The sequence below is a fragment of the Streptomyces sp. Ru71 genome (genome assembly GCF_002920535.1).
Taxonomy (GTDB): Bacteria; Actinomycetota; Actinomycetes; order Streptomycetales; family Streptomycetaceae; genus Streptomyces.
Genome location: NZ_PQSS01000092.1, coordinates 1 through 21251 on the forward strand (window position 1 = coordinate 1; position 21251 = coordinate 21251).

A 21251-nucleotide genomic window follows, 5' to 3' on the forward strand; every position below is an offset into this window, starting at 1 on the left:
GAGAAGGCCGCCGTCGCCCGCGAGCTGGGCTGCGACGTGGTCATCGACCGGCGCGACCAGGACGTCGTCGCGGCCGTCAAGAAGGCCACCGGCGGCCGCGGCGCCGACGTGATCTACGACCCGGTCGGCGGCGAGGCGTACACCCAGTCCACCAAGGTCGTCGCCTTCGAGGGCCGGATCGTCGTCGTCGGCTTCGCGAGCGGCACCATCCCCAGCCCGGGCCTCAACCACGCCCTGGTGAAGAACTACTCGATCCTCGGCCTGCACTGGGGCCTGTACAACACGAAGAACCCCAAGCTCGTCCTGCAGTGCCACGAGCAGCTCACCGAGCTGGCCGCCCGGGGAGCGATCAAGCCGCTGGTGAGCGAGCGGGTACCGCTCGGCGACGCCGCGGCCGGGGTGCAGAAGGTGGCGGACGGCCTGAGCACCGGCCGGATCGCCGTCGTGATGGAGGGAGCAGCATGACCGACGCCGAGGAACTGCGCCGCCGGACCCGGGAGTTCCTGGCCGCGCACCCCCCTGCGCAGACCGACCGCCTGGACTTCCTGCGGGCCCGCTTCGACGCCGGCCTCGCCTGGGTCCACTACCCCGAGGGCCTCGGCGGCCTGGGCGTCCCGCGCTCCCTGCAGGGGATCGTGGACGCCGAGCTGGCCGCCGCCGGCGCCCCCGACAACGAGCCGCGCCGCAACGGCATCGGCCTCGGCATGGCCGCGCCGACGATCCTCAAGTACGGCACCGAGGAGCAGAAGCAGCGCTTCCTCAAGCCCCTGTGGACCGGGGAAGAGGTCTGGTGCCAGCTCTTCAGCGAGCCCGGCGCCGGCTCCGACCTGGCCGCGCTCGGCACCCGCGCCGTACGCGAGGGCGACGAGTGGGTCGTCAACGGGCAGAAGGTGTGGACGTCCGGCGCGCACAACGCGCGCTGGGCCATCCTGATCGCCCGCACCGACCCGGACGTGCCCAAGCACGCCGGCATCACCTACTTCGCCTGCGACATGACCGACCCCGGCGTCGACGTCCGTCCGCTGCGCCAGATCACCGGTGAGGCCGAGTTCAACGAGGTCTTCCTCACCGACGTCCGCATCCCCGACACCGACCGCCTCGGCGAGATCGGCGACGGCTGGCGCGTCGCGCAGACCACCCTCAACAACGAGCGCGTGGCCATCGGCGGCATGGCCCTGCCCCGCGAGGGCGGCATGATCGGCAAGGCCGCGCAGACCTGGCGCGAGCGCCCCGAACTGCGCACCCACGACCTGCACCAGCGGCTGCTGAAGCTGTGGGTCGAGGCCGAGGTCTCCCGCCTCACCGCCGAACGGCTGCGCCAGCAGCTCGTCGCCGGACAGCCCGGCCCCGAGGGCGCCGGCATGAAGCTCGCCTTCGCCCGCCTCAACCAGGAGATCAGCGGCCTGGAGGTGGAACTGCGCGGCGAGGAGGGCCTGCTGTACGACGACTGGACCCTGCGCCGCCCGGAGCTGGTCGACTTCACCGGCCGTGACGCCGGCTACCGCTATCTGCGCTCCAAGGGCAACAGCATCGAGGGCGGGACCAGCGAGGTCCTGCTGAACATCGTCGCCGAGCGCGTCCTCGGGCTGCCCGCCGAGCCGCGCACCGACAAGGACGTCGCCTGGAAGGACCTGGCCCGATGACCGACCTGCTGTACTCCGAGGAGGAAGAGGCGCTGCGGGCCGCCGTCCGCGACCTGCTCACCGACCACTGCGCCCCGGCCGACGTGATCGCCCGCACCGAGACGGACGCCCCGCACGACCTCGCCGCGTGGAAGTCCCTCACCGAGGGCATGGGCCTGGCCGGTCTGCTGGTACCCGAGGACCAGGGCGGCCAGGGCGCCTCGCACCGTGAGGTCGCGGTCGTACTGGAGGAGCTGGGCCGCGCGGTCGCACCGGTGCCGTACCTCACCAGCGCCGTCGTCGCCACCGAGGCGCTGCTGGCGTGCGGTGACACCGAACTCCTCGGCCGGCTGGCCTCCGGCCGCGCCATCGGCGCCCTCGCGGTCGGCCTGCACCACGCGCCCGGCGCCGCGTTCCCCGTCGTACGTCTGCAGAACGGGCTGCTGCACGGCGAGTTGACCGGCATCGCGGACGCCTCGGCGGCGGACGTGCTGCTGGTCCCGGCCGAGGACGGCGGGCTGTACGCCGTCGAGGCCGACGCGGCGACCGTCACCGCGCAGGTGTCCTTCGACCTCACCCGCCCGCTGGCGACGGTACGGCTGGACGGCGCCCCCGGCCGCCGTCTCGGCGACGCCGAACCCGCTGTGCGGCGGGCCCTGCGCGCCGCGGCCGGCCTGCTCGCCTCCGAGCAACTGGGGGTCGCGGACTGGGCCTTGACCGAGACCGTGCGCTACCTCAAGGAGCGCAAGCAGTTCAACCGGCCCGTCGGCGGTTTCCAGGCACTCAAGCACCGCCTCGCCCAGCTGTGGCTGGAGGTCGTCAACCTGCGGGCGGCGGCCCGTGGCGCCGCCGACGCGCTCGCGACCGGCGAGGACACCGACGTGGCGGTCGCCGTCGCCCAGGCCTACGCCGCACCCGTCGCCGTCCGCGCCACCGAGGAGGCGCTGCAACTGCACGGCGGCATCGGCATGACCTGGGAGCACCCGGTCCACCTGTATCTGAAGCGGGCCAAGGCCGACTCGATCGCCTACGGCACGGCCGGCGCGCACCGCGAGGCGCTGGCCGCACTGGTCGACCTCCAAGCGCCCTGACCTGCCTTCTCCTTCCTTGAACGCCCGCCCCCGACGGGGCGGGCGTTCTCGTGTGCGCGGCGGTGAACAGCGGCCGGCGTTCCGGCCAACTCCTGTGCCACGCCTGCCCTTTGGACGTGCCGGGCCCGCATACTCGCCAAGGCCCCGTACGACACCAAGGGAGGCAACCGCATGGCCCTCACCACCCGTCGCAGAGCCCTCACCGCACTCGGCGCCGCCCTCGCCGGCACCGTCGCCCCGCCCGCCGCGCAGGCCTGGGCGGGCGGCTCGCACCGCGGCCCGCGCCCGCTGTGGAACGCGCACGCCCACAACGACTACGAGCATCCACGCCCGCTCCTCGACGCCCTCGACCACCGCTTCGGCAGCGTCGAGGCCGACATCTACCTCGTCGGCGACCAGCTCCTCGTCGCCCACGACCCGGTCGACCTGGACCCCTCCCGCACCCTGGAGTCCCTCTACCTCGACCCGCTCGCCGCCCGCGTCCGCGCCTGCCACGGGTCGGTGTACCGCGGTTACCGCAGGCCGCTGCAACTGCTCATCGACATCAAGACCGAGGGCGCCGCCACCTACCGCGAACTCGACCGCCACCTGAACCGCTACCGGCACCTGTTCACCACGTACGCCCACGGCCGCGTCCACCCCGGCCCGGTCACCGCCGTGGTCTCCGGCGACCGCGCTGCGCGCGTCCCGATGGAGGCGCAGACCGTGCGACGCGCCTTCTACGACGGCCGGCTCACCGACCTCGACACGGCCACGCCCGCCTCCTTCGCCCCGCTGATCAGCGACAACTGGACGCTGAACTTCACCTGGCAGGGCACCGGCGCCTTCCCCGACGCCGAGCGGGCCAAGCTGCGCGGCATCGTCGCGCGGGCGCACGAGCGCGGCCGACGGGTGCGGTTCTGGGCCACCCCCGACGCGCCCGGCCCCGCCCGCGACGCGCTGTGGACCGAACTGCTCGCCGCGGGCGTCGACCACCTCAACACCGACGACCTCGCCGGTGCCGAGGCCTTCCTGGACGCCCACGGGCCCGAGTGACACCACCCGTTCGGAGGACAGGTCAGCCACCCGGGCCAACCCCCGCCTACGCCACACTTGCGGCCGAACGCCGTGAATCGGATGTACGTGACATGGCGTGATGTCGCGTATGCGGATGTGGCGTCGTGTGGGCGCCGTGGCGGAGGAGGCCGACGATGGCGATTTCCATCTCAGTGGTGCTGCTGCTCCTGGTCCTGGCGGTGATCTTCATCCGCAGCGGCGGACTGAAGATCTCCCACGCGCTGGTCTGCCTGCTGCTGGGCTTCTACCTGGCCGGCACCAACATGGCACCGACCATCCAGAGCGGGCTCACGGCCACCGCCGACATCGTCGGCAGCCTCCGGCCGTGAGCCCCACCGCCGTCACCCGCCGACGAACACACCGATGCCGTTGGGGACCGGCCGCTCGGCGCCGCCCGTGGGGTGGTTGCGCACGGACACGGTCCGCTCGCCGGGCGCGCGGCTGACCAGGGTGCTGGACCCGCCGCCGTCCAGGCTGAACCCGTCGCGCGCGCCCAGCCCGCGCAGTGCCTCGGCCACTTCGGCGATCGTCAGCCCGGTGCGGTACTGCGGGCCGCCGTCCAGCGCGAACAGCAGCACCCGCCGCCCGCCGTCGGCGATCCCCACGGCGGTGCGCACGGCGGCCGTGGTGTCGTCGAGGCCGGGCAGCGCCTGCCCGCCCCTGAGCAGCGGGTAGCCGCCCAGGGCGAAGCGGTACGGCGCCGCGTTCCCGGCGGCGACCAGCGTGTGCGTCACGCTCACCGGCTCACCCTCGGCCAGCTTCCGCAGCCGTTGCGCGCCGGCCTCCCGGCCGACCAGCACGGTCGTGCCGCGGGCGATGGGTCCGGCGCCCGGCGTGTCGGACGCGGCCACCACCCGGCCGTGGCTCACCGTCACCTCGTAGGTGTCGGTACCGCACGGTGCGGCCCGCTCGGTGTCCGTGCCGCAGGTGGCCCGCTTGCGGGAGGCGCCGCCCCAGTCCGCGGTGAACGCGCCGATGGAGCCGACGGGCAGCGCGTACTGGTTCAGCCCGCCCAGCGGCAGCGTCCCGTCCGGTGTGCGCACCGAGCCCCGCAGGGTCAGCCGGCCCGTCCGGGCACGCCGGTCGGTGCCCACGCCCACCACGTCCTCGGTGGTGGTGCCGGGCGGCAGCGCGGGCCCGAACCGCTGCCCGTCCGGTACGGCCGCCTTCAGCACCCGCCCGGCCGCGATCGCCGGGCCCACGCTGGCGCCGGTCGCGTCCACGCCCGGGTGCTGGCTTTCGGTGATGTTGAAGAAGTCGCCGTTGACGCCGGCGACGGCGCCCTCGGCGTCGGCCAGCTGCGAGACGGGCGCCCGCGCGGCCACCACCCCCGGGTACAGCAGTCCGAGGCGCACCTTGGGATTGCGCAGGTCGACGCTCAGCACATGCGCGTGCGTGGGGCCCTTGGCCCCCTGGATGTCCAACTCCTCGTACACCACGCCCGTGGCGATCGGGGTGCCCCGCTCGGCCGCACCGGCCGGTGCCGCACCCGCCAGGGCCGCACCGGCCAGTGCGCCGAGTGCCGCGAGGAGTGTCAGGACGGATCTGCCGTGTGCGGAACGCTTCTGACTTCTCGTCACAAGTCCCCCCCTGATGTCGCGTCAACTGTCCCAGGACTCAGGGAAAGTGCACCAGAGCGCACCGCTCCGCGCGGTGGCCACGGGGCCACTGCACGAGAACGGGTGAGAAAACAGGTCCTGACGGGTGCGGCTGCCCAGGCGAGGGAAGCGTTCGGTGAGCCGGTGCGTGTCAGGCGGGCCGGCCGATCACCGACACCGTGCCCTGCGCCACCGCGCACAGGGCCTCGGTGCCGTCCTCGCCGACCGTCGTGAGGTCGCACCGGCACACCACCCGGGTGCGGCCGGCCCGCACCACCTCGGCGTGGGCCCGCAGCACCGCGCCCTGGGCCGGGCGCAGGTAGTCGATGGTGAATCCGGCGGTGATCACCCCGCCCCCGGCCGCACTGCCGGCGGCGAAGGTCAGCGCGTTGTCCGCGGCGTAGCTCAGCACGCCCCCGTGGACGAAGCCGTACTGCTGGCGCAGTTCCTCGCGGATGTCCAGCTCCAGCGTCGCCGCACCGTCGCCGAAGGCCACCAGCCGGGCTCCGAGCAGTGCGCTGAACGGCTGGGCCGCCAGCACCTTCTGGGCCTCTTCCAGACCGGACAGGTCGTGCACGCCGCAACTCCTCACTTCAGTAGTGAAGTGAGCCTGGCGGGGCCGCGCCCCTTCTGTCAAGATCGGCACATGCCCGAGCCCGACCTGCGCCTGTTCTTCCTGCTCCAGCGGGCGGCCCACCAGCTGCGCACCACCGCCGACCGGCGTCTGCTGGCCGCCGCCGGCATCACCACCGCGCAGCTCGGCGCGCTGTTCGCGGTGCGCGACCGGCCGGGCCTCAGCCAGCGGGAACTCGCCCACACCCTGGGCCTGCGCGAGTCCGCGGTGACCGGCCTGGTCGGCCGGCTCACCGCGGCGGGCCTGATCGAGCGCGGCCCCCATCCCAGCGAACACCGCGCCGTGGTCCTGGAGCTGACGGACACCGGCCGCGACGCCCTGCGGGCGGCCCGTCCGGAGATCGACCGCTTCAACGCCGAGCTGCGCGAACTGCTCGGCGAGGAGGGCTTCACCGGGACGGCGGGGGCGCTGGGACGGCTGGTCGACTGGCGGCCCTGACACGGCGGTGACCCCGGAGTGGCGCGGCCGGGGCCGGGCTCCGGCGGGCTCAGGCGAAGTTGACCAGCCGGATGTAGCGCACCCAGTCCCAGTTCGGCCCGGGGTCCGTGTGGTCGGAGCCCGGCACCTGGTAGTGGCCGAGGATGTGCTCACGGTCCTTGGGGATGCCGTACCGGTCGCAGACCGACGCCGTGAGTCTGGCCGACTGCTCGTACAGGGCGTCGGTGAAGTAGGACGGCTGGTCCACCCAGCCCTCGTGCTCGATGCCGACGCTGCGCGTGTTGTAGTCCCAGTTCCCGGCATGCCAGGCGATGTCCTTCTCACGGACGCACTGGGCCACGTGTCCGTCGGAGGAGCGGACGAGGTAGTGCGCGGACACCTTCTTCTGCGGGTTCTGGAAGATGGACAGGGTGGTGGCGTACGTCTCCTGGGTGACGTGGATGATCACGTAGTCCAGGGGATACGACGACGGCCGGTTGGCGACCGTGTAGTTGGAGCCGCTCGCCGGCTGCCATTCGGCGGCGGGGTAGTCGACGGCCTGTGCCAGGGCGCCGGCCCGCGCCGGCGGGAGCAGGGCCGAGGAGGCGGCGGCGAGGGCGGCGCCGGTGAGGAGCCGTCGTCTGCTGGGAAGCGGTCGTGACCGTTCCATGAGCGGATGCCTTTCGACGAGGGGGGTGCCCGGCCGCCGTACGGCAGACCGGGTTCAGTGCTGCAGGGCGGCCGCGGCCTCCCGCAGCCGGGCGTGCACCCCGCGGTGTGTCTCCCGCGCGGGCAGCCATTCCTTGCGGATCTTGGCCACGCACGTGTAGTTCGTGTCGCACACGTTGGCCAACGGCGACTCGACGGCCTGGGTTGCGAACTGGTACGCGTCCAGATCGCTGAACCCGTAGTCCCGCACCAGCCACCGCACCAGGTCGAGCTGGGATATCCGGAAGGCGTCCTCCAACGGCCGTGCCGAGCCCGTCGAGACGATGTGCGTGTCCGACTCGATCCGCGGCCACGGCGTGGCGACGCCCTTGAGCAGTTCCACGATGACGACGGTGTGCATCGTGCACTCCACCGCCACCCCGCAGGTCTCGCCCTCGCCCTGGCGTGCGTGGCCGTCGCCCAGGCTGAGCAGCGCGCCCTCCACGTTCACCCCGAGGTAGCAGGTGACGCCGGCCCGCATCTCGGGCGTGTCCATGTTGCCGCCGTGCGCGTCGGGCACCAGCGCGGAGCGGACCTCCAGGTTGGCCGGGGCCACCCCGACGGTGCCGTGCATCGGGTCCATCGGCAGCTCCACCTGGAGGTCGCTGTCCCGCGCCGTGAACCGGGCCGTGCGGCGGGTGCGGTCCAGCTCCCAGATCCACACCCGTTCCGGCAGCGGCGGCTGCAGTGTGGCCGTGGTGTGCGTGGAGGTGAGCGCCCCGAACAGCGGCACGGTCGTGGACGCCGCCCAGTCCCGGGCCGGTTCGATGGACACGAAGTGCACCGCGACCGTGTCGCCCACGTCGGCGCCCTCGATGTGGAAGGGCCCCGTCTGCGGGTTGAGGAAGGGGAACGCGCACACCTCGGACACCAGGTCCTTCTCGGAGCGCACCCGGCCGGCGAAGCAGTCCTCGGTGTAGAGGTCGAGGACCGTGCCGGGTGCGATGCGCGCCACCGGCCGGGCACCACCGAACGTCCAGGCGTACTCGCCCGGTTCGGGACGCACGGTCAGAATCCTGGGGTCGCTCATCGGGGACGGCTCCGTTCTGCGCGCGGCGGGGGAGGCGGGTGCGCCGCGAGGAACGAAAGGCGGCGACCGGACTTCACGGTACGGCGGTCCCGGGGCGGGCAGAAGAGGACGGCGCCGGTCCGTGGACGAACGCGGGATTGTGGAGAACTCCGCCACCCGTTCGGGTGAACTCCCTTGATACAAAGGGGGCGTTGCCTGAGGGAAGGGAGGTGTTGGTCTCGGCCGGTCGTCGCGGTTCAGGCCCGCTCTGCCACCCGCGCCGGATCGTCCAGCACCGCCCGTACGACCGAATGCGCCGCCCCCAGCAGCGGCCCCTCGGGCCCCAGCCGGGACACCGACACCGGGCAGGCCCGGCCGGCCGTCCGCCCGTCCAGTTCCTCCCGCAGCGCCGGCAGCAGCCAGGGCGCGAGGCCGGCCAGCGCACCGCCCAGCACGACGGCCTCGGGGTCCAGCAGGTTGACGGCGCCCGTCAGTGCGATGCCGAGTGCCTCCCCGGCCCCGCGCAGGGCCCGCCGTACCGCTTCGTCGCCCGCGGCGGCCCGCTCGGCGAGCAGGTCCACCCGGTCCTCGCCGGGCTCCACGCCGGCCGCCCGCAGCACCGCTTCCTCACCGGCGTACTGCTCCAGGCATCCGTGGCCGCCGCAGCCGCAGGGCGGCCCGCCGGGGTGCACCGGCACATGGCCCAGCTCGCCCGCGAAGCCGCGCGTTCCGCGCAGCAGCCGCCCGTCCACGACCACCGCGGCACCGATGCCGATCTCGGCCGAGACGTGCAGGAAGTCCCGTGGGGTGCCCTCGCCGAGCCACAGTTCGGCCAGGCCGCCGAAGTTGGCCTCGTTGTCCACGACCAGCGGGAAGTCGGCGGGCAGCAGCGCGCCCAGGTCGGTGTCGCGCCAGTCCAGGTTGGGCGCGCGCACGACGGTGCGCCCGTCCGGGGCCACGAGGCCGGGCACCGCCACCGCGAGCCCCGCGGGCCACAGCCCCTCGCCCTCGGCCTCGGCGACCACCCGCGCCACCAGACCGGCCAGCTCGGCGACGACCGGCTCGGGGGAGCGGCCGCGGTTGGCGCCGTGCCGCACGGCACGCGCGCGTACCTGGCCGCGCAGGTCCACCGCGCACACCGCCAGGTGGTCGACGCCGACCTCGGCGCCGATCCCGGCCGGACCGCGGTCGCTCACGGCGAGCGCCGAACCGGGCCGGCCCACCCGCCCGGGCCGCTCGGGGCCCAGCTCCTGCAGCAGGCCGGTGCGTATCAGCTCGTCGACGAGGGTCGACACCGCCGCCCGGGTCAGGCCGATGCGGGAGGCGACCGCGGCGCGCGAGAGCGGGCCCTCGGCGCTGACCGTGTGCATCACCCGGGCCAGGTTGCGGCGGCGCATGCCCTGCTGGGTGTCGGGCAGCGCGCGCCCGGGGGACGCCGGGTGGGCCTCGTGCAGCGGTGCGGTCATGCCGGAATCCGGTCCTCGGTCGATGTCGTCAGCGGGCCTACCGCCGAAGAAGCGGGGCCGCGTCGGAGAGTACCCCGGAGATCCGGCTCAGCGTCTCCTCGTCCCGCTCCACGGCCTCCAGCACCGGGCCGCGGGCGGTGTCCCAGCGCCGGGCGACCGCGGCCGGGTCCTCGCCGGTGAGCAGACCGGCCGCCTGCGCCGCGGCGCCGAGTGCCACCAGTTCCCGGGCCTCGGGGACCTGCACCGGGCGCCCCGACAGCCGCCGTACCGTCTGCTGCCAGGCCCTGCCGCGGGCGCCGCCGCCGATCAGCAGCAGCGGTGCCGAGGGGTCGGCGTCCTCGTCCAGCACCAGGTCCAGCGCGCCGAGCAGGGCGTGCACGGCGCCGTCGTAGGCGGCCTGGAGGAGCTGGCCGCCGGTGGTGTCGTGGCGCAGGCCGAGCAGCAGGCCCGAGGCGTCGGGGAGGTTCGGGGTGCGTTCGCCGTCCAGGTAGGGCAGCAGGGTCACGCCGGCGGCGGGCTCGACGGCCTCGCGGTCCAGGCCGAGCAGGGCGGCGACCCGGTCGACGGCGAGCGTGCAGTTCAGGGTGCAGGCCAGTGGCAGCCAGTCGCCGTGGGCGTCGGCGAAGCCCGCCACGGTGCCGGTCGGGTCGGCGGGGCGGTGCCGGGACACCGCGTACACCGTGCCCGAGGTGCCGAGGCTCATCACCGGGGTGCCGGGGCGCAGACCGAGGCCGAGTGCGGCGGCCGCGTTGTCGCCGGTGCCCGCGGCGACCAGGGTGCCCCTGGAGAACGGCAGGTCGTGGTGTTCGCGGACGGTGCCGGCCACCTCGCCGGGGCGCACCACCCGGGGCAGCAGCGACGGGTCCAGGCCGACGTGCGCGAGGATCTCCTCGTCGTACGCCTCGCTCGCCGAGGCCCACCAGCCGGTGCCGGAGACGTCGCCGCGGTCCGAGGTGCCCTGGCCGGTGAGCCGCTCGGTCAGGTAGTCGTGCGGCAGGCGCACCGCCCTGGTCGCGCGTACCGCCTCCGGCTCGTGCTCCGCCAGCCAGGCCCACTTCGTCACCGTGAAGGACGCGGTGGGCACGCTTCCGGTGCGTTCGGCCCAGAACTTCGCTCCGCCCAGCTCCTCGGTCAGCCGGCGGGCCTGCGGCGCCGAGCGCACATCGTTCCACAGCAGCGCCGGGCGGACCGGCTCCCCGTGCTCGTCGAGGGTGACCAGGCCGTGCTGCTGTCCGCCGATCGAGATGGCGGCGGCCTCGTGCGCGGGCTCACCGCACTGGCGCAGCGCCTCGCACAGGGCGTCCCACCACTGGCGCGGATCACTCTCGCGGCCCGCGCCGGAGGAGACCGTGTGCGCCGCCTGGCCGCTCGCGACGACCTGGCCGGTGGACGCGTCGACGACCAGCGCCTTGGTGGACTGCGTGGACGTGTCCACGCCGACGACGAGCGGACCCTCGGCTGCTGACATCGTGCTCTCCCTCTTGCTGCGGATCGGGACGGCGTGCCCCTTGTCTCTTCCCAGTGGTGCGTGGGCATACTAATTTGTAAAGCGCCATGACGAAATAGTCGCGAGCATGAGACCCGAGCAAGAGCAAGGAGCCGTGGCATGAGCTACCAGCCCACCCCCGAGGACAGGTTCACCTTCGGTCTGTGGACCGTCGGCTGGCAGGGCAGGGACCCCTTCGGGGACGCCACCCGCGCCGCCCTGGACCCGGTCGAGACGGTGCAGCGCCTTGCCGAGCTGGGCGCCCACGGGGTCACCTTCCACGACGACGACCTGATCCCCTTCGGGTCCACCGACGCCGAGCGCGAGGCGGTCGTCAAGCGGTTCCGGCAGGCGCTGGACGCCACCGGCATGAAGGTGCCGATGGCCACCACCAACCTGTTCACCCACCCGGTCTTCAAGGACGGCGCGTTCACCGCCAACGACCGCGACGTGCGCCGCTACGCGCTGCGCAAGACCATCCGCAACATCGACCTCGCCGTCGAGCTCGGCGCCCAGGTCTACGTCGCCTGGGGCGGCCGCGAGGGCGCCGAGTCGGGCGCCGCGAAGGACGTCCGGGTGGCCCTTGAGCGGATGAAGGAGGCCTTCGACCTGCTGGGCGAGTACGTCACCGAGCAGGGCTACGACCTGCGCTTCGCCATCGAGCCCAAGCCCAACGAGCCGCGCGGCGACATCCTGCTGCCCACCGTCGGCCACGCGCTCGCCTTCATCGAGCGCCTGGAGCGCCCCGAGCTGTACGGCGTGAACCCCGAGGTCGGACACGAGCAGATGGCCGGGCTGAACTTCCCGCACGGCATCGCGCAGGCGCTGTGGGCGGGCAAGCTGTTCCACATCGACCTCAACGGCCAGTCCGGCATCAAGTACGACCAGGACCTGCGCTTCGGCGCCGGCGACCTGCGCGCCGCGTTCTGGCTGGTCGACCTGCTGGAGAGCGCCGGCTACACCGGTCCGCGCCACTTCGACTTCAAGCCGCCGCGCACCGAGGACCTGGACGGCGTGTGGGCCTCGGCCGCGGGCTGCATGCGCAACTACCTCATCCTCAAGGAGCGGGCCGCCGCCTTCCGCGCCGACCCCGAGGTGCAGCAGGCCCTGCGCGACGCCCGCCTGGACCAGCTCGCCCAGCCCACCGCCGCCGACGGCCTCCAGGCCCTGCTCGCCGACCGCACCGCCTTCGAGGACTTCGACGTCGAGGCGGCGGCCGCCCGCGGCATGGCCTTCGAGCACCTCGACCAGCTGGCCATGGACCACCTGCTGGGGGCACGAGGCTGACGACACAGGGACGGGGCGGCACGCGCACGCGTGCCGCCCCGCTCCCGCTCGGCTAGAGGCCGTGCGGCAGGCGGACGTAGACCACGGTCGTCTCCACACCGCTGTCGACCAGCCGGCCCCGCGCGTCGAAGGCGCCGGTCCCGTCCGTCATCCCGAAGTCGTTGTCGTTGATCAGGGCGAGCGTGTCGCGGTCCACGCGCGCCACGCCCTCGATCTTCCCGGGAACGCCGGCCACCTTGCCCAGATCGACCACGAGGTGCTTGCGCAGCACCGGCACGCCCGTGGCCGCCGGGTCGTCGAGCTGCTCCAGCGACGGTGAGGCCGTGTCGTCGTCCCACCGGCCGCCGAGGATGTCCGCCGACCGCTCCAGGCGCACCAGGTGCAGCCGGGCCGCCCTGTCGGTGCGCTCCTCGACCAGCAGCCGGTCCCCTCCGACGGCGACCACGGAGGAGATCTTCAGCTCGGAGGTGTCGTCCTCGCCCGGGTCGACCACGCCCACCGGGTCGAAGCGGTAGGCGTACTCGGCCGTCACCGCCTTCCTCCTCGGCGAGAAGCGCAGCAGGCGCGTGGTGCGCGACGCCTCACCCGCGGCCGTGTCCGGCAAGGACAGCGGGCTCTGCAGCGCCATCACCAGGTCGCCACCCGGCAGTTGGGCGAGCCCCTCGAAACCGCGGTTGATCTTCCGGTGCAGCAGCACGGCCGGCAGGGCCTCCACCACCGGGTAGTCCGCGCCGGTCAGACGCAGGCCCTCGGGCACGTACCGGGCGAGCACCGACCCGCGCGCGTCCACGTGCACGAGCGAGGGGCCGTACTCGTCGACGAGCCAGAAACTCCCGTCCGCCGCCCGCACGATCCCCTCGGTGTCCAGCCCGTTCGGGTCGTACGACAGCGGTGTCCCGGCGTCGTACGAGTACGGCGCCTCGTCACGGCCCCGCTGGTCGGGCAGCCCGGTCACCGGCCGGCCCGACGCCGTCGTCACCGGGATCGCCTTCAGCACCCGCACGGTGTCGCCCTGGACGCGGATCCTCACGATCGCCGGGTCGAAGCCGGGCACCGGGAACGTGCGGCGCTTGGCACCGTCCACCTTGATCTGGCCGTTGGGACCGCGGTCCGTCACCGTCCAGAACTCTCCCGGGCGGCCCGCCGGGTAGATGTCGCTGCCGATGCCGCCGAGGTCCACACCCCGGTCGTCGTCCACCGTGCCCGGCAGCAGCGCGTTGCTGAAGGCGCCGAGCGGCAGATCACCGAGCGTCGCGGCACGGGTCACACGCGCCTCGCCCGTGGGTGCGGACGCGGCCGGACCGGCCGCCGTGAGTGCGGCGACCACGGCGAGGGGGACGCCGGCCGCGAGCAAACGGTGGACACGGCGCCGGCCGGCGGCGTACGGGGACATCGGGCCTCCTGGGGCAAGTTCGCTGACTGCCGCCAGAGTTGGGCCCGGCCCCGAACGCCGCGCGGCCACCCGGTGAACACCGGGCGTCGGCCGTTCGTCGGGCGGGTCAGAGGGGGGCGTCACCGCCCGCGGACTGTGCCGAGGCCAGTGCCGCCGCCGGGTCGGTGGACGGCGGTCCCGCCGGTACCCAGGCGCCGCGCACCCGGCTGAAGGGCCACCAACGGCCGTCCCGGCCCAGGCGCACCTGGGCCTCGGCCACCGTCCAGCGGTTGGCCTCGGCCACCAGCGGTGGGCGCTCGTCCTCCTCCCAGGCCGTGTCCAGGGCGGCACGCGCGCGTGCCAGCGCCTCGCCCCGCACCGTCCACTCGTCCTCCAGCGCGGACAGTCCGGCCGCGCCGCCGTACCGCCAGGCCCGAGCGGCTAGGGCCAGCGCCTGCGGGGACCGCCCCGAGCCCGCCGCCAGCCGCTCGGCGACATCCGGCCGTGGGTGACCGACCGCCAGCCGGACGGCGTCCTGGGCGGCCGTCAGCTCCTCCCCGGCCGGCAGCGGCTGTGCGCTCAGTACCCGCCCCAGCAGCCGGTGCGCGCCCTCGGCGGTACGGGCCGCCAGGAACTCCAGCGCGGCCGGATCGACGCCCCCTCCGGGCGGTGTCCCGGTGTCCGAGGAGGGCGGCAGGCCCGCCTCCTCGGGGAGTTCGGGCGACGGGGGCAGCGGCGGCAGCACGGCCCCCGCCGCGTACGCCTCCGCCGCATCCACGCCCTCCGGCTCGCCCTCGTGCGGGGCCTCACGGGACTGCAGCGCCTCCAGTACGGCAGCCTCGGTCCGGCCGCGCATGAGCAGCAGCACGAACGGATCCTCGTCGAGCAGCCGCGCCACCTGGTGGCACAGCGCCGCCGTGTGCCCGCAGTGGTCCCAGGCGCCGCACTCGCACTCCGGTTCCAGATCGCCGATCCCCGGCAACAGGTCGACACCCGCGTGTGCCGCGTCCTCGACCAGATGCGGCGGCATCTCCCGCTCCAGCAGCGCCGCCACGTGCCCGGCCCGCTCGACCGCCATGCGCAGCAAACGCTCCCACTCGTCCTCGGAGAGCCGCGCCAGCAGGACATCGGCCCGGTACCCGGTGCCGTCCCGGTCCCGTACGACGGCCGTGAGCCGGCCCGGGCGCACCGACACCGCGCCCACGGCGCCCGCCCGCGCGAGCCTGCGGCCGGCCTTCACCTGCCCGCCGTCCAGCGCCGTGTCCTCCAGCGCCTTCAACCAGGCGAGCCCCCACCAGGTGCGGGCGAAACCCCGCCCGTGCACCGGAGGCAGGGCCGCGAAGACGCGCTCCGTCGAGTCGTCCCGCCGGTTCATCGGTCCCCTCCTCGCAGCTCGACCAGCTCGGCCAGCTCCGCGTCCGTCAGTTCCGTCAGCGCCGCCGCCTCACCGGGTCCGAGCACCGCCTCGGCCAGCTCCCGCTTGCGGCTCAGCATCTGGGCGATGCGGTCCTCGATGGTTCCCTCGGCGATCAGCCGGTGCACCTGCACCGGGCGGGTCTGGCCGATGCGGTGGGCCCGGTCCGTGGCCTGCGCCTCGACGGCCGGGTTCCACCAGCGGTCGACATGGACGACATGCTCGGCCCGGGTCAGGTTCAGGCCCGTGCCCGCCGCCTTCAGCGACAGCAGGAACACCGGGACCTCGCCGTCCTGGAATCGGCGCACCATCGCCTCCCGGTCGGCCACCGGCGTGCCGCCGTGCAGGAACATCGTGGGCACGCCGCGGTCGGCCAGATGGCGTTCGAGGAGCCGGGCCATGCTCACGTACTGCGTGAAGACCAGGACGCTCGCCCCTTCGGCGAGGATGGTGTCGAGCAGCTCGTCCAGCAGTTCCAGCTTCCCCGAGCGCCCGGCGATCGTGGGGTTCTCCTCCTTGAGGTACTGCGCCGGGTGGTTGCAGATCTGCTTCAGCCCCGTCATCAGCTGCACGATGAGCCCCCGGCGGGCCATGTCGTCCGCCGCGGAGATCCGCGCGAGGGTCTCGCGCACCACGGCCTCGTACAGGCCCGCCTGCTCCGGGGTGAGGGCGACCGCGCGGTCGGTCTCCGTCTTGGGCGGAAGTTCGGGCGCGATGCCCGGGTCCGATTTGCGGCGGCGCAGCAGGAACGGGCCCACCAGCCGGGCCAGCCGGCGGGCGGCGGCCGGGTCGCGGCCGCCCTCGACCGCCCGCGCGTAACGCGTGCGGAAGGTGCCGAGACGGCCGAGCAGTCCGGGGGTGGTCCAGTCGAGGATCGCCCACAGGTCCGACAGGTTGTTCTCCACAGGGGTGCCGGTGAGCGCCACGCGCGCGTGCGCGCCGAGGGTGCGCAGGGCGCGTGCGGTGGCGGAGCGGGGGTTCTTCACGTGCTGCGCCTCGTCCGCGACGACCAGGCCCCAGGACACCTCGGCGAGCCGGATGGCGTCCGTCCGCAGGGTGCCGTAGGTGGTGAGCACGAACTCGCCGTCCGCCACGGCGTCCAGAGCGCGCCGCGGGCCGTGGAAGCGGCGTACGGCGGTGCCGGGGGCGAACCGCTCGATCTCCCGCTGCCAGTTGCCCATCAGGGACGTCGGGCACACCACCAGCGTGGGACCGGCGCTCGCCGGATCGCTCTGCCGGTGCAGATGGAGCGCGATCAGGGTGATCGTCTTGCCGAGCCCCATGTCGTCGGCCAGGCAGCAGCCGAGGCCAAGGGAGGTGGTCCGGGCCAGCCAGCTCAGGCCGCGCCGCTGGTAACCGCGCAGAGTGGCGGCCAGGGCGGCAGGCTGGGGGACCTCGTGGGCGGGGTCGGGTGCGCCGTGCTGTGCGGCCTCGTGGGTGGGCTCACCGGCGGGCTCCTGTGCTGTTTCGGGCTGGATGAGCCGGTCGCGCAGCGCGGCGAGCCATCCGGTCGCCCGTACCTCGACGTGGCGGCCGTCGACCTCCGTCGTGCCGGTCAGCGCGGCGCCGAGCGCGTCGATCGGGGTGACCTTGCGTTCCTGCCGCGCCCGGGCCTGTCGCACCTGCTGAGGGTCGATCAGAACCCACTGGTCACGCAGCCGCACGAGCGGCCTGCTCGCCTCGGCGAGCCGGTCCAGCTCGGCCCGCGTGAGCCCCTGCTCGCCCAGCCCGAACCACCAGGTGCAGGTGAGCGGCGCGTCGGCGGACAGGAAGGACGGCATGTGCGAGGCGTCGCCGCCTGATCCCGCCGACTCGTCCGGCGGTCCGACGACCGCCCTTGTGGTCAGGGTGCGGGCCAGGGACCTGGGCCAGTGCACCTCCACGCCGGCCTGGGCGAGGGCGCGCGAACCGTTGCCGAGCAGGTCGGTGACCTCCTCGTCGGCCAGGTCCACGGCGTCCGGTACGGCCGTCGACAGCAAGGGCGTCAGCGGCGGCCAGGCCCGTACGGCGCGGCGCAGGGCGACCAGCGCGTCCATACGCGCGCGTGGCCCGAACGCGTCCTCGGTCTCCGCCTCGGGTGCGGCCCACAGATCCGCGGCGTCGACGACCCGGGCGGGATCGCGCAGGCTGTGCAGCTGCGGCACGGCACGGAACCGCAGGGTCTCCTCGTGCGGGGAGTGGTCGTACGGCGTGTGCTCGTCCGGCGTGTCCTCGTCCGGGGCCGGCCCGCCCGGTGCCGCCTCGGGCAGGCCCGGGATCTCGATGCGCAGCGACAGCCGCAGCCCCGCGTCGTGGCCTGCGGCGACATCGGCCGCCCAGGCGCTCAGTCCGGGCGCGTGCTGCGGTTCCCACGCGGCGAAGACGGGGCCGTCCGTGACGAGGGGAGCGGCCGGGGTGCGGGGGAGTGTGTCGGCGACCGCGTCCAGGAAGGCGCGCAGCAGCCGCTCCGGATCGGGCAGCCGCAGCGGCCGCGCGGGACCGAGCGGTACGGCGTGCGCCTCCGGGGGCATCGAGGCGGCGAGCCTGCGGATGCGTTCGACGTCCTGCGCGGTGTACGGGCCGGAGCGCCAGGTGTCGTGGTCGGTCGGGGACAGGCCCGGCAGCAGCAGTCCCCGGGCCGTGAAGTGCAGGGCCAGGAGGGCGGCCGAGCTCCAGAAGGCGGCGGCGCGGTGTACGTTCCCGCCGCCCTCCTGCGCGACGGCACGCGCGTGTGCGAGGAGCGGCAGCGCCGTGCGCACCGGCAGCAGCAGCGCGGGCACGGTCACCGGTTCGACGCCGTCCTCGCCGGGCAGCGCGACGGTCAGGTCCGTGGCGGAACCCGCGGCGACGGCAGGGGGTGGGGCGCCGTCCGGCCGCCAGAAGGCGACGGCGCCGGTGCGGGCAGGGTCGGCGGGGACGAACACGGCGCAGCACTGGGCCAGTTCGGTGGAGTCGGGCGGGGGCGACGACGGTGGGGCCGAGGCAAGACGCGGCACGACGGAAGCGCACTCCTCAAATTTGACTACTCGCGGAGTCGCCGAGGGTACAGCACGAACGGGCCAGGCCCACGCTTTCGCATGGTGATCCAGGTCACCATGCGGGTGGCGGTCGGCCGGGCGCCCCTGGCCCGTAGGGGACGCGTCTCAGGGGTCCGTCAGGGTCGGCGTCCGGAACCGTGGGAGCCGCGGGGCCGTTTCCACCACAGACAGCGGCAGTGGCCGCGAAGGAGGCGACGCACATGTCGAAGAACGCGAAGATCGCCGTGGGGGGTGTGGCGGTCGGGTTGCTCCTGCTGATCTGGCTGCCCTGGTGGGCAGCGCTGCTGATAGTCCTCGGCGTCCCGACCGCCGCCTACCTGACCCTCGACCCGTCCCAGCGGCGCAGGCTGCGCAGGGTCACGCGCAAGGAACTGGGCCGCTGAGGCCTCACGGAGCAGGCGTGCCGGCGCCGCCCAGGGAACAGGAGTCGACCAGGTCGCCGCTCGCGGCCCTCGCCACGGTGTGGTCCGCGGGCGGCGCGGCACCGCGCTCCACCCAGGCGACCAGCGCGTCGAAGGCCGACCGGTAGCAGGGCAGGATCGGCCGCAGCCGGTCCGGATAGGTGTCGTAGAGCCCGTCGACGTGCGTGCCGCCCGCGATCGTGTAGTACCGGTGCAGCCCACCGCGCCCGCTCGTGTCCACCATGCGCGCGTACACGTCGGAGTCGGCGGCCTTGGGCAGCAGCGCGTCCAGATCGCCGTGCAGCGTGATCAGCGGTCGGCCGATACGGCCCGTCAGCGCGACGCGGGCCACGGCGCGGTGCACGGCGGCGGGGCGCGAGGCGTAGTCGTACGTCGCGTCGGAGGCGCACGGCGCGAGGATCTGCTCCGCGGTGGTCCCGGCGGAGGGGCCCGGGCAGCCGGGGTCGTAGCCGGGGTCGAACTCCGCGCGGTAGATCTTCTGCGTGACGCCCCAGTACGCCTTCTCGTGATACGGCCACAGGAACTCGGAGCCGGGCGCGAACCCCACCGCGTACAGGTCCTCGTCCCGCGCCGAGCCGAGCGTCCGGGCCACGGCCGCCGGCAGGGAGGTGAGCAGATTCGGGCCGTGGGCGGTCCACAGAGCGCCCTCCCAGTCCACGCCGCCGTCGTACAGCTCGGGGTGGTTCTCCAGCTGCCAGCGGGTCAGATAGCCGCCGTTGGAGATGCCGGTGACGTAGGTGCGGCGGGGCGCGTGGCCGTAGCGCTGGGCCACCACCTGGCGGGCGGCGCGGGTGAGCTGCGTGGTGCGGGTGTTCCACTCGGCGACCGCGTCGCCGGGCCGGGTGCCGTCGCGGTAGAAGTCGGCCCCGTTGTTGCCCTTGTCGGTGGCCGCGTAGGCGTAACCGAGAGCGAGGACCTGGTCGGAGATCGCCTTGTCGATCGCGTACTGCTTGCGGGTGCCCGGCGCACCCGTGACCACGAGGCCGCCGTTCCAGTGGTCCGGCAGCCGGATCACGAACTGCGCGTCGTGCTTCCAGCCGTGGGTGGTGTTGAAGTGGGAGGTGTCCGGGAAGTAGCCGTCGATCTGCGCCCCGGGCACCCCGGACGGGGTGCGTGTGGCCGCGGCCGTGAGTCCGGCCTGATCGGCCGTGTCGGTGTACGGGGTGCCCGCGAGACCGGTGGTGGTGAGATCGGGCAGACAGGCGCTGCGCTGCAGTTCGGCGCCCGGCACGCGGACCGTCTCCAGCCGTGCGCAGTGCCCGGGCGGCTGCGCCCGGGCGGCCGGCACCGGACCGGTGACGGTGGCCGCCACCAGGGCGACGGCGAGCGGGACTCCTCGGGACAGACGCATCACGGCCTCCGGGACAGCGGGGACAGGGCGGGCGGGGGCGGCCCTCGGGCCGCCCCGCGGCTGCCCCATGGTGTGGTCCCGGCGTCCCACCGGCCATGGTGCGGCGCCCCAGTGAATGCCGTCGCGGCATGGGGTGGGACACCATGCTCCGGGCGGCCACTGCCCGCGCCGCCACGGAGTTTGCCTCCGCGGGCTGTCAGATGGGGCGCACCGCCACCTTGTCGAGGGCCTCCAGCAGACCCGGCAGCTCCGGGCCCCGGCCCACCGGCACGACCTCGCCCGGCCGCTCGTCGAGCAGCACGAACGCGATGTCGTCGGTCCTGGCCACCAGCGACCAGCCCGGCCCGTCGGCGCGCAGGGTCCGCGCGTCGCCCGGGGCGAACGACGACCGCACCCGGCCGAGCGGCGGCGGCGTGTCCACATAGGCCCGCACCTCCGCCAGCACCCGGCGGACACCACTCGGTGAGCCCTCCCCGGGAGCATCCGCCGCGCTCCGAGAGTCCGCGTCCCCGGGCTGCGGGGCGGCCTGAGCCGCCTCGGCGTCCGGCCCGGCCGCGACGGAATCGTCCTCCGCCTCCGTCCCGGCCGCGACGGAATCGTCCTCCGCCTCCGCCCCGGCCGGCAGGCCGTCGCCGCCCTCGTCGGGCCGCGCGAAGCGGCTGTCGTCGACCTGCTCCCGCCACGTGGCCCACTGCAGCGCGACCTCGTCGGCACCGAGCCGGCGCTGTGCGGGACCCCAGAACGACGTGTCCGGCGGGCACAGCGCCGGCCCGTCGGCGTCGTCCGGATCCGGATCGTGCGGCTGGGGAAGGCCGGGCGCGGCGACGGCGACGTGCAGCGGCCAGCCGGGGAGCGCGGCGACGACCGACCGCTCGTCCGGTGACAACTCGTACTCCATGCCGCAGTCCCACGAGGCGATGGCGACGGCGACCAGCGACACGTCGTCCGTGACGACCGTCCAGCGCGCACCCGCGCCGTCCTGGCCGAGCACCAGGCCGTAGCCGTCGGCGAGCGGTGCGAGACCGAGCGCGGCGCAGGCCTCCGGATAGTCGTCGCCGAGCACACTCGGGAACTGCGCCGGCGTCAGCAGCACCGCCGTGAGCACATAGAGCGCATCGTCCGCGGCGGCGACGGCGTCCTCGTCCGTCCCGGCCATCCCAGCCTCCCCATCGGTTTCGTCCAACGGCGCGCACCCTAGTGGCCCCCAAGGCGCTTGTCACGACGCACAAGGGCACCCCTAGCTGCAGTTTTCCGCCTGGACGGGGGCGAATCGACCGCCTGACCGACCGCCTCGGACGCCG

19 protein-coding genes are annotated in these 21251 nt (G+C 74.3%); 8 read left to right on the forward strand and 11 right to left on the reverse strand.

Going from position 1 to position 21251, the window contains the following annotated elements; translation table 11 throughout:
* The 5 genes from C3489_RS33280 to C3489_RS33300 form a co-directional block, all read left to right on the forward strand.
* Window positions 1–465 (forward strand): zinc-binding dehydrogenase (locus C3489_RS33280; RefSeq protein WP_146075383.1); only part of this gene is annotated, 465 nt, incomplete at its 5' end.
* Entirely contained in the window at window positions 462–1643 is a 1182-nt protein-coding gene (locus C3489_RS33285; RefSeq protein ID WP_103785850.1) for an acyl-CoA dehydrogenase family protein, read from the forward strand. The genes C3489_RS33280 and C3489_RS33285, both read left to right, overlap by 4 nt.
* A complete protein-coding gene (locus tag C3489_RS33290; protein ID WP_103785851.1) occupies window positions 1640–2713 on the forward strand; it encodes an acyl-CoA dehydrogenase family protein in 1074 nt (357 codons plus the stop codon). The genes C3489_RS33285 and C3489_RS33290 overlap by 4 nt, the downstream gene beginning before the upstream one ends.
* Before the next feature lie 171 nt (window positions 2714–2884).
* On the forward strand, window positions 2885–3748 hold the full coding sequence (locus tag C3489_RS33295; protein WP_103785852.1) for a phosphatidylinositol-specific phospholipase C/glycerophosphodiester phosphodiesterase family protein: 864 nt from the start codon (window positions 2885–2887) through the stop codon (window positions 3746–3748).
* Window positions 3749–3903: 155 nt separating this feature from the next.
* On the forward strand, window positions 3904–4098 hold the full coding sequence (locus C3489_RS33300; protein ID WP_103785853.1) for a hypothetical protein: 195 nt from the start codon (window positions 3904–3906) through the stop codon (window positions 4096–4098).
* A 12-nt stretch (window positions 4099–4110) separates the two neighbouring features.
* Here C3489_RS33300 and C3489_RS33305 read toward each other — a convergent pair whose 3' ends face one another.
* Both C3489_RS33305 and C3489_RS33310 read right to left on the reverse strand, forming a co-directional pair.
* Window positions 4111–5349: a phosphodiester glycosidase family protein gene (locus C3489_RS33305; protein WP_103785854.1), complete on the reverse strand. Its 1239-nt coding sequence runs from the start codon at window positions 5347–5349 to the stop codon at window positions 4111–4113.
* Between the two features lie 169 nt (window positions 5350–5518).
* Window positions 5519–5935, reverse strand: coding sequence for a PaaI family thioesterase (locus tag C3489_RS33310; RefSeq protein WP_219822002.1), 417 nt, complete (start codon window positions 5933–5935; stop codon window positions 5519–5521).
* Between the two features lie 78 nt (window positions 5936–6013).
* Here C3489_RS33310 and C3489_RS33315 point away from each other — a divergent pair, with 78 nt between their 5' ends.
* Window positions 6014–6439 (forward strand): MarR family winged helix-turn-helix transcriptional regulator, encoded by a 426-nt coding sequence (locus C3489_RS33315; protein WP_103785856.1) that lies wholly within the window; start codon window positions 6014–6016, stop codon window positions 6437–6439.
* 49 nt (window positions 6440–6488) lie between these two features.
* On the opposite strand, the gene C3489_RS33320 is transcribed toward C3489_RS33315, so the two are convergent.
* From C3489_RS33320 to xylB, 4 genes are all read right to left on the reverse strand, one after another.
* Entirely contained in the window at window positions 6489–7088 is a 600-nt protein-coding gene (locus C3489_RS33320; protein WP_103785857.1) for an N-acetylmuramoyl-L-alanine amidase, read from the reverse strand.
* 54 nt (window positions 7089–7142) lie between these two features.
* On the reverse strand, window positions 7143–8156 hold the full coding sequence (locus C3489_RS33325; RefSeq protein WP_103785858.1) for an acetamidase/formamidase family protein: 1014 nt from the start codon (window positions 8154–8156) through the stop codon (window positions 7143–7145).
* A gap of 236 nt (window positions 8157–8392) precedes the next feature.
* Window positions 8393–9601, reverse strand: a complete 1209-nt coding sequence (locus tag C3489_RS33330) for an ROK family transcriptional regulator (protein ID WP_103785859.1) — start codon at window positions 9599–9601, stop codon at window positions 8393–8395.
* A 37-nt stretch (window positions 9602–9638) separates the two neighbouring features.
* Window positions 9639–11069 carry a xylulokinase gene (gene xylB, locus C3489_RS33335; protein ID WP_103785860.1) on the reverse strand — a complete coding sequence of 477 codons (1431 nt, stop codon included), beginning with the start codon at window positions 11067–11069 and terminating at the stop codon, window positions 9639–9641.
* Between the two features lie 138 nt (window positions 11070–11207).
* Here xylB and xylA point away from each other — a divergent pair, with 138 nt between their 5' ends.
* Entirely contained in the window at window positions 11208–12374 is a 1167-nt protein-coding gene (gene xylA, locus C3489_RS33340; protein WP_103785861.1) for a xylose isomerase, read from the forward strand.
* 52 nt (window positions 12375–12426) lie between these two features.
* On the opposite strand, the gene C3489_RS33345 is transcribed toward xylA, so the two are convergent.
* From C3489_RS33345 to C3489_RS33355, 3 genes are all read right to left on the reverse strand, one after another.
* Window positions 12427–13767: an esterase-like activity of phytase family protein gene (locus C3489_RS33345; protein ID WP_103785862.1), complete on the reverse strand. Its 1341-nt coding sequence runs from the start codon at window positions 13765–13767 to the stop codon at window positions 12427–12429.
* A 106-nt stretch (window positions 13768–13873) separates the two neighbouring features.
* Complete coding sequence (locus C3489_RS33350) at window positions 13874–15121, reverse strand: SWF or SNF family helicase (RefSeq protein WP_103785863.1); 1248 nt, start codon at window positions 15119–15121, stop codon at window positions 13874–13876.
* Entirely contained in the window at window positions 15118–18135 is a 3018-nt protein-coding gene (locus C3489_RS33355; protein ID WP_103785864.1) for a DEAD/DEAH box helicase, read from the reverse strand. The genes C3489_RS33350 and C3489_RS33355 overlap by 4 nt, the downstream gene beginning before the upstream one ends.
* A 242-nt stretch (window positions 18136–18377) precedes the next feature.
* On the opposite strand from C3489_RS33355, the gene C3489_RS33360 reads away from it, so the two are divergent.
* A complete protein-coding gene (locus tag C3489_RS33360; RefSeq protein WP_103785865.1) occupies window positions 18378–18560 on the forward strand; it encodes a hypothetical protein in 183 nt (60 codons plus the stop codon).
* A gap of 4 nt (window positions 18561–18564) precedes the next feature.
* On the opposite strand, the gene C3489_RS33365 is transcribed toward C3489_RS33360, so the two are convergent.
* Window positions 18565–19950, reverse strand: a complete 1386-nt coding sequence (locus tag C3489_RS33365; protein WP_103785866.1) for a tannase/feruloyl esterase family alpha/beta hydrolase — start codon at window positions 19948–19950, stop codon at window positions 18565–18567.
* 196 nt (window positions 19951–20146) lie between these two features.
* Entirely contained in the window at window positions 20147–21106 is a 960-nt protein-coding gene (locus C3489_RS33370; protein ID WP_103785867.1) for a hypothetical protein, read from the reverse strand.
* Window positions 21107–21251: the final 145 nt, after the last annotated feature.